Annotated in this window: 11 protein-coding genes; 3 read left to right on the top strand and 8 right to left on the bottom strand. The window is 67.3% G+C overall.

The window, feature by feature from the left end:
- Nucleotides 1-135: 135 nt before the first annotated feature.
- The 8 genes from L338_RS10420 to L338_RS10385 form a co-directional block, all read right to left on the bottom strand.
- Nucleotides 136-402, bottom strand: a complete 267-nt coding sequence (locus L338_RS10420) for a DUF4170 domain-containing protein (protein WP_022698328.1) — start codon at nucleotides 400-402, stop codon at nucleotides 136-138.
- Between the two features lie 40 nt (nucleotides 403-442).
- Nucleotides 443-1,237 (bottom strand): 3'(2'),5'-bisphosphate nucleotidase CysQ, encoded by a 795-nt coding sequence (locus tag L338_RS10415; protein WP_022698327.1) that lies wholly within the window; start codon nucleotides 1,235-1,237, stop codon nucleotides 443-445.
- Nucleotides 1,234-2,598, bottom strand: a complete 1,365-nt coding sequence (locus L338_RS10410; protein ID WP_022698326.1) for a TldD/PmbA family protein — start codon at nucleotides 2,596-2,598, stop codon at nucleotides 1,234-1,236. The genes L338_RS10415 and L338_RS10410 overlap by 4 nt, the downstream gene beginning before the upstream one ends.
- 51 nt (nucleotides 2,599-2,649) lie before the next feature.
- On the bottom strand, nucleotides 2,650-3,066 hold the full coding sequence (locus tag L338_RS10405) for a hypothetical protein (protein WP_022698325.1): 417 nt from the start codon (nucleotides 3,064-3,066) through the stop codon (nucleotides 2,650-2,652).
- A gap of 19 nt (nucleotides 3,067-3,085) precedes the next feature.
- Entirely contained in the window at nucleotides 3,086-3,538 is a 453-nt protein-coding gene (locus L338_RS10400; protein ID WP_022698324.1) for a hypothetical protein, read from the bottom strand.
- Nucleotides 3,539-3,602: 64 nt separating this feature from the next.
- On the bottom strand, nucleotides 3,603-4,241 hold the full coding sequence (locus L338_RS10395) for a DsbA family oxidoreductase (RefSeq protein WP_033311106.1): 639 nt from the start codon (nucleotides 4,239-4,241) through the stop codon (nucleotides 3,603-3,605).
- 56 nt (nucleotides 4,242-4,297) lie between these two features.
- Nucleotides 4,298-4,753, bottom strand: a complete 456-nt coding sequence (locus L338_RS10390; protein ID WP_022698322.1) for a hypothetical protein — start codon at nucleotides 4,751-4,753, stop codon at nucleotides 4,298-4,300.
- A gap of 94 nt (nucleotides 4,754-4,847) precedes the next feature.
- On the bottom strand, nucleotides 4,848-5,168 hold the full coding sequence (locus L338_RS10385; RefSeq protein WP_022698321.1) for a 2Fe-2S iron-sulfur cluster-binding protein: 321 nt from the start codon (nucleotides 5,166-5,168) through the stop codon (nucleotides 4,848-4,850).
- Nucleotides 5,169-5,276: 108 nt separating this feature from the next.
- Between L338_RS10385 and tsaE the strand changes: the two genes are divergently transcribed.
- Genes tsaE through L338_RS10370 form a run of 3 tightly spaced genes read left to right on the top strand, consistent with a single transcriptional unit; the run spans nucleotide 5,277 to nucleotide 7,523 of the window.
- Nucleotides 5,277-5,738, top strand: coding sequence for a tRNA (adenosine(37)-N6)-threonylcarbamoyltransferase complex ATPase subunit type 1 TsaE (tsaE, locus tag L338_RS10380; RefSeq protein WP_022698320.1), 462 nt, complete (start codon nucleotides 5,277-5,279; stop codon nucleotides 5,736-5,738).
- Nucleotides 5,725-6,807 carry an aminoglycoside phosphotransferase family protein gene (locus tag L338_RS10375; protein WP_022698319.1) on the top strand — a complete coding sequence of 361 codons (1,083 nt, stop codon included), beginning with the start codon at nucleotides 5,725-5,727 and terminating at the stop codon, nucleotides 6,805-6,807. Before tsaE ends, L338_RS10375 begins: the two co-directional genes overlap by 14 nt.
- Entirely contained in the window at nucleotides 6,804-7,523 is a 720-nt protein-coding gene (locus L338_RS10370) for a nucleotidyltransferase family protein (RefSeq protein ID WP_022698318.1), read from the top strand. Before L338_RS10375 ends, L338_RS10370 begins: the two co-directional genes overlap by 4 nt.
- The last annotated feature ends 5 nt before the right edge of the window (nucleotides 7,524-7,528 follow it).

Below are 7,528 nucleotides of genomic sequence, written 5' to 3'. Positions count from 1 at the left end.
CGGGTTGAACCAGAACGCCCTATCCTGCGCCGCTCCCCTCACCCATTCAGTCGGCCAAATCCCCTGATGAGGATTTGGGACTTCATTGCCCTCTCCCCTTCACAGGGGCGAGGGGAAGGCGAGGGCGGAAAAACGCTACTGCGTCTTCTGATTGTGCTCGGTGCCCGTCTGGGGGTCGAGGAGGCGGTGGGCGTGGATGATGAAGTAGCGCATCATGGCGTTGTCCACGGTGCGCTGGGCGGCGCCGCGCCAGGCGGCGTGGGCTTTCTCATAGGTCGGGTAGGCGCCGACGAAGTCGATCGCCGAGCAATCCTTGAACTCCACGCCCTGCGGGTGTTTCAGCTCCCCGCCGATGACGATGTGCAGGAGCTGTCGTTCGTCGTCCGTGGTCTTTTCGGCCATGGCGTATATTCCCTCTTCGCTTGTCCGGTTCCTTGCCCTGTCAGCGGCGCGGGAAGGCGCGCACCCGCTGCAGGATCTTTTCATGTATCTCTGGCGCGGCGCAAATAACGCCGGAATGCCTTGTGCGCTCTTGATTGTAGCGAAACTCCGCGCCGTCAAGGCCGGTCATCCGCGCGCCGGCCTCCGTGGCCAGAATATCCGCAGCGGCGATGTCCCAGTCCGACTTCGGATTGGGGGCAAGGGCCGCGTCCCACGCGCCGCTGGCCACCAGCGCTATGCGGTAGGCCATGGAATTGCACAGCTCCACATGCATGTCGGGCCACGGCTCGGGCCATTTCTTCGAGGCGATGAAGTCCGGCTGGCAGACCATGCGAATGCCGTCGAGGCTGGCTGGCTGCGTGGCGCGGACGGGCGCATCGTTCAGGAAGGCGCCGCCGCCCAGATGCGCGGAATAAAGCTGTTCCCGCGCCGGGTTATAGACCACGCCCGCGATGGGGCGGCCATCCTCCACCACCGCGGCGCAGACGGTGAAATGCGGCTTGCCGTTGATGAAGGCGCGGGTGCCGTCGATGGGGTCGATGATGAAGACGCGCCTGGCGCTGTGGCGGGCCGGATCCTCCGCCGACTCCTCGGACAGCCAGGCGTAGTCGGGGCGCGCGCCCAGCAGGCGCTCTTTCAGCAGGTCGTTGACGGCGAGATCGGCGGCGGTGACCGGGCCTTCATCGCCCTTCTGCCGGACCTTCATGTCCTTGTCGCCCTCGAACCAGGGCATGGCCGCCGCGCCGGCCGCAAGCGCGGCCTGTTTCAGGAGGGCGAGGTCTTCGCCTGCGCTCATTGCCCCGCGACGCTTAAGTCGTCCACGCGCAGGGACGGCGAATTGATCTTGCCGCGGAAATCCAGATCGTCGGCGGGCTGCAGGCGGCCATAGATGTCGATGAGGTTGCCCGCGACCGTGATCTCGCTGACCGGGGAGGTGATCTCTCCGCCCTCGATCAGGAAACCGGAAACGCCGACCGACCAGTCGCCGGTATTGGCGTTCAGGGACGGGCCGAACATCTCTGTCACGAACAGGCCGGACTGAATATCGGCGATCATGCCGTCGCGGGATTGCGCGCCCGGCTGGACCCAGAGATTGGACGGCGAGACGCCAGGCGATCCGCCGACGCTGCGCGCCGCGTGGCCGGTCGTCTCCAGCCCCAGCTGCCGGGCGGAGGACGAATTGAGAAGCCAGGTCGTCAGGACGCCGTCCTCCACCACGTTCCAGCGCTTCACGCTCACCCCCTCCCCGTCGAACGGGCGGGAGCCGCGGCCGCGCACCAGCGAGGGATCATCAACGATATTGACGCCCGGCGCAAAAAGCTGCTGGCCGTGATGGTTCTTCAGGAAGGAAACGCCCCGCGCCACGGACGGGCCTGAAATGGCCCCGGCGAAGGCGTTGAACAGGGCCGGGGCGACGCGATTTTCGAAGATCACGGTGCGCTTGCCGCTTTTCACCTTGGCGCCGCCAAGGCGGGCCGCGGCGCGGCGGCCGGCTTCCGCGCCGACTTCCTCGACCGATTTCAAATCTTCCAGATGGCGCGCGGAGTGGGCGTCGAAATCACGCTCCATCGCGCCGTCACGCTCGGCGATGGCGGCGACCCCGAAATGGCGGGAGGAGGAACGCCAGCCGCTCCCGAACCCGCCCGTGGTGGCGAGGCGGAACACGCTGCCCGCCCAGCCGGCCCAGGCGTGGTCGGTCTTGGTCACGTCCGGCACGGCGCGTGCGGCGGCCTCCACGGCCAGCGCGCGCTCTTCCAGGTCTTTGGGATCGGGCGTGGTCGCGTCGAACAGGTCCAGCTCCGGCAGATCGCCGGCCGCCAGCCGGTCTTCCGGGGCAAGACCGGCGTATGGCTCGTCCGGGGAGGCCTTGGCCATGGCGATGGCGCGCTCGGCCAGCTCGGTCAGGCTGTCGCCGGAAAGGTCGGAGGAGGAGACGCTGGCGGTCTTCTTGCCGACGAAAACGCGCAGGCCCAGATCGCGCGATTCCGCGCGCTCCACGTCCTCCACCTCGCCATTGCGGACCGTGGCGTCCAGCGCCCGGCTCTCCACAACCACCGCGTCCGCCTGATCGGCGCCGCTGGCGCGGGCATGGCTCAGAAGCTCGTCCAGAAGGGATTCGAATGCGCGCGCGTCGAGCGCGGAGTCATCGCTTGGCATGGGGCGCGGTTATAGGGCTCACACGGCGCCGCACAAGGACGGAGCGCGGCGTCAGTCGGGCAGATTCAGCTGACACTCGACGAAAATCACCTGCATCGTGGTGGCCGTGTCCTGAAGGTCGGAGAGCGTCATCTGGCCCATGATGTCGTCGGCGCGGTCGTCATTGCCCGCCAGCTTGGCGGAGAAAAAGGCATAGACCCGGCCATCCAGCCGTTCCGCGGCCTGATCGGCGGCGCATTCGCAGGCGGCCTCGCTGTTGCCGGTATCGGCGACGCAGGCCTCGACCAGCTGGGCGCGGTCCTCGGCGGGAATATCAAGGGGTTCTTCCGGCGCGGCCTCCGCCGTTTCCGGCGCGGGCGCGGTTTCAGCCGGCGCGGCGTCCTCACGCGCGGCCTCGTCATCGCCGCCGCAGGCGGCCAGCATCAGCGCCGCGCAGGCGGCGAATAGAATTGAACCCCGATTGATCATGTGGAACTCCCCCGTCCGTTTATTCCTCACCGGCCTCGGCGAGGCAGGTTCTGTTGGCTTCAAGATATCCCGCCGCCGCCGCTTCGCGCTCTTCCGCCGTCAGGCGGGCCGTCACGACCGGGGCAAGATCGGCGCGCGCCCCGAAGGTCACGCCGGTGACAAATACCGCATCGGCGCCGAATTCGGCGCGCAGATTATTGCGGATGCAGCCGCACAGGGCGTCATCCATCCCCCGGTCGCGGCACATCTGGTTGAAAACCGAACGCGCATCGGACCACGGGGTCTCGTTCCAGTCGCCGGGCTCGGGCTCTCCGGCGCCGGCGTCCAGCGCGGCCAGATCTTCGGCGATTTCCTCTGAAAAATCGGGCGCCGCCGGCGCGGTTTCGGTCTCGGCGGCTTCCTCTTCCGCCGGACCGCCGCAGGCGGCCAGCGCCAGCGCGGCGGACAGGGCGAGGATGGATCGGGTCATCATAAGCAACGGCCTCTTGCGGGCGTGAACGGGTTAAAGAGATTTTACGGGTGGCGCGGGCCGGGGCTCAAGCGGCCTTGCGGGCCTTTTCGATAATCCCGATGAGGGTTTCAGGCTCCTGCGCGCCGCTGACGCCGTACTGGCCCTCGAATATGAAGGTCGGCACGCCTGAAACGCCCAGGCCGCGGAAATAGTTTTCCTCCGCCCGCACCTCGCTCTTGTCGCGGTCAGTGGCCAGCAAATCCGCGACGATTATGGAATCGAGCCCGGATTCGCCCGCGATTTCGCTGAGCACCGCCAGATCGCCAATATCGCGCAATTCGTCGAAATAGGCGCGGAACAGCGCCTCCACCACGGCGTCGCCCTTTTTCTGACCCTGCGCCCAGCGGATCAGCCGGTGAGCGTTCAGGGTGGAAGGGCGGACAGTCAGTTCGGAGAAGCGGAAATTGATGCCCGCGTCCGGGGCGGCGGCCTCCAGATGCTCGCGCATTTTGGTGAAGCGGTCGTCAGGGCCATCGCCGAACTTGGCGCGCATATAATCTTTGTAGGCGGTCCCGGCCTCCGGAACCGCCGGGTCCAGCTCATAGGGCCGCCAGGTGATTTCGGCGGTCTCGCCGCTTTGCTCAAGCGCGGCCTCAAGCCGCTTCTTGCCCAGCCAGCACCACGGGCAGACGACGTCGGAAACAATATCGATGCGAACAGTCATGACGCCCGCGACCATGCCTCAGCGGCGGCGCGGGCGCCAGTCATGCCGGATGCGGCTCAGGACGCGCAGGATTGCCGCGCGTCTTCAAAGGCGTCCAGCGTGTCGGCGTGCATGTCGCCTTCATAATCGACCGCCATGGCGGCCGCGCCTTCCGTGTCGCCGGTATAGGAGGCGGTCAGATAGGCGGTCTGGTCGGTCTCCAGACGGTCATAGATGCAGGTGCACGCATCGGCGGTCTGGTCCAGAAGGCTGGTGCAGATGCCGGCAAAGCGCGTGGCCGGATCGGATTCGTTGACGCCGGAAGCCTGCATGGAGGCCGGCGCGGAAGCGGGCTCTTCCGCCGTTATGGCGTCGCCGGACATTTCGACGCTGGAATCGGTGTTGGAAGCAGCATCCCCGGCGGCGCTGTCGTCCATCTCGCTCATGTCGCTGATGCCGGACTCGTTATCGTTGCCGCAGGCGGCCAGCGCCAGAATTGACAGGACCGAGGCGGCGTAAAGATGGGCTTTCATGGCAGTCTCCTTCCATACGCGGAGACATTTGCGCCCCGCGGAAGCCAGAGAAACGCCGCGACACGCCGAAAGGTTCTTCGATTTTTGGAAAAAACTAGCCCTGCGTGCGGGGCAGCTTGACGGTCAGGCCGTCCAGATCGTCGGTCACCGGGATCTGGCAGGACAGGCGGGAGTTCTCCTGAACCTCCTCGGCGAAATCCAGCATGGACTGCTCCATCGCCTCCGCCGCGCCGACCTTTTCGCGCCATTCCGGCTCCACATAGACGTGGCAGGTGGCGCAGGCGCAGGCGCCGCCGCAATCGGCGTCGATGCCGGGCACCAGGTTGCGGATGGCGGCTTCCATGACCGACATTCCGGGCTGGGCGTCGACTTCGTGGCGTTCGCCGTCGCACTCGATATAGATGATCTTGACCATATTCACGCAACTAGATGGGTGGGTGCGGGCCGATGTCGATAGTCGGGCCTGCGCGCCCATGCAAGCCGCCCGTCGCATTTACGCCGCGCACGCGCTCTAATGCGCTGTATGGAATCAGCGGAAAAGACCATCGAACTGGCGGATGAACCGGCGACCGAGGCGCTGGGCGCGGCCATCGCCGCGTGCCTTGCGCCCGGCGCGGCGGTCACGCTGACCGGCGATCTGGGCGCGGGGAAGACCACGCTGGCGCGGGGCGCGGTGCGCGCCCTGCTGGGTCAGGTGGAGGTTCCCAGCCCCACTTTCACGCTGGTCCAGACCTATGAGACGCCGGAGTTCGAGCTGTGGCACGCCGATCTCTACCGGATCGAGCATGAAGACGAGCTGGACGAGCTGGGGCTGGAGGATGCGTTCGAGGACGCGGCCTGTCTGGTCGAATGGCCGGAGCGTCTGGGACCCCGCCTGCCGGAGCGGCGTCTTGACGTGAGGCTTTCCTTCGCCGAAGGCGGAGGACGCCGCGCGGTTCTGACCGCGCACGGGGAATTCTGGGTAGGACGACTTGAACAGATCTGAACGGGATGCGGCGATCGCCGCCTTCGTGGCGGAGGCGGGCTGGGGCGATGCGGAAATCGGCCCGCTGGCCGGCGACGCCTCGACGCGGCGTTATCTGCGCCTGACGCGTGGGGCTGAAACCGCGGTGGTCATGGATGCGCCGCCGGGCGCGGAGGCGCCGGCCTGCCCGCCGGACGCCGGGCTGCAGGCGCGCAAGGACCTTGGCTATAACGCGCTGGCGCGTCTGGCCGGCCCGCGCGGCGCTGCCTATGCCGGGCTGGCGGACTATCTGGAAAAACAGGGCCTGTCGGCGCCGCATATCCACGCCGCGGACCTGACCCGGGGCCTGATGCTGCTGGAGGACCTGGGCGACAAGCTGTTCGCCCGGCAGATGGCGCAGGGCGCGGACGAGCGCGAACTATATCACGCGGCCGCCGACGCGCTGGCCATGGTGCATGACCGCAAGCCGCCGGACGCGGTGGAATATCAGGGCGAGACGTGGCCGCTTCTGACCTATGACGACATCGCCGCCATCGCCGAGGCGGACCTTCTGTTCGACTGGTACCTGCCCTGGCAGGGCGCGAAGCTGGACGCCGAAGCGCGGCGCGGCTGGGAAGCGGCCTGGCGCGAGGTATTGGCCGAAGCGCCGGGCGGCTCGGTTCTGACCCTGCGCGACTATCACGCGGAGAACCTGCTTTGGCTGGATGACAGGGAGGGCGCGTCGCGCGTCGGCCTGCTGGACTTTCAGGACGCGCTGATCGGGCACCCGGCCTATGACCTTGTTTCGCTGGCCGAGGACGCGCGGCGCGATGTCTCGCCCGCCATGCAGGCCGATATCATGGACCGCTATTGCAGCGCGGCGGGCATCGCCGACCGCAAGAGCTTCGAGAGCGCCTACGCCATCTGGGGCGCGCAGCGGAACGCCAAGATCCTGGGCATTTTCGTGCGCCTGACACAGCGGGACGGCAAACCGCGCTATCTGGATTTCCTGCCGCGGGTCGAGGCTTATTTCCGCCGCGACATGGCGCACGAGGCCCTGACCCCGGTGCGGCAATGGATGGAGCGCCATGCGCGGGAGCTGATTGCATGAAGGTGACGCGCGCCATGGTGCTGGCCGCCGGCATGGGCCGCCGGATGCTGCCCTTGACCGAGACCACGGCCAAGCCGCTGATCACCGTGCAGGGCAAGGCGTTGATTGATTACGCGCTGGACCGCATGGCCGATAACGGCGTCGAGCGCGCCGTGGTCAATGTCCACCACTTCGCCGACAAGATCGAAGCGCATCTGGCGCAGCGGACCGCCGCGCCGGCCGTCGATATTTCCGACGAACGGGACGGCGTGCTGGAAACCGGCGGCGGGCTGGTTCACGCGCGGTCCCTTCTGGGCGAGGCCCCGGTGTTCGTGACCAATACGGACGCCATTTTCCGCGCCGACGATCCCGCCGTGAAAGGTTTTCCGCAACTGACCGAGGGGTTCGATCCGGCAAAAGAGGACGCCCGCCTGCTGCTGGTCCGCAAGGACCGCGCGCTGGGGCTGGACACCGCCGGCGACTTCCATCTGGAGCCGGACGGGCGGCTGCGGCGGCGCGGGGCGGAGGGCGGCGCACCCTATTATTATACCGGCACGCAGGTGCTGAACCCGGCGATCCTGGACGGCTGGCCGGAAGAGAAATTCTCCCTCAACGAAATCTGGAACCGCAGCCTTGAGGCCGGACGCCTGACCGGCGCGGTCTTCGAGGGCGACTGGCTGCACGTGGGCGACCCGCAATCGCGGGACGAGGCGGAAACACGGATGAGGGCGGCCTGACGGGC

The organism is Euryhalocaulis caribicus (assembly GCF_000412185.1).
In the GTDB taxonomy this organism is placed as follows: domain Bacteria; phylum Pseudomonadota; class Alphaproteobacteria; order Caulobacterales; family Maricaulaceae; genus Euryhalocaulis; species Euryhalocaulis caribicus.
This window is presented reverse-complemented; position numbering and strand designations above follow the sequence as displayed.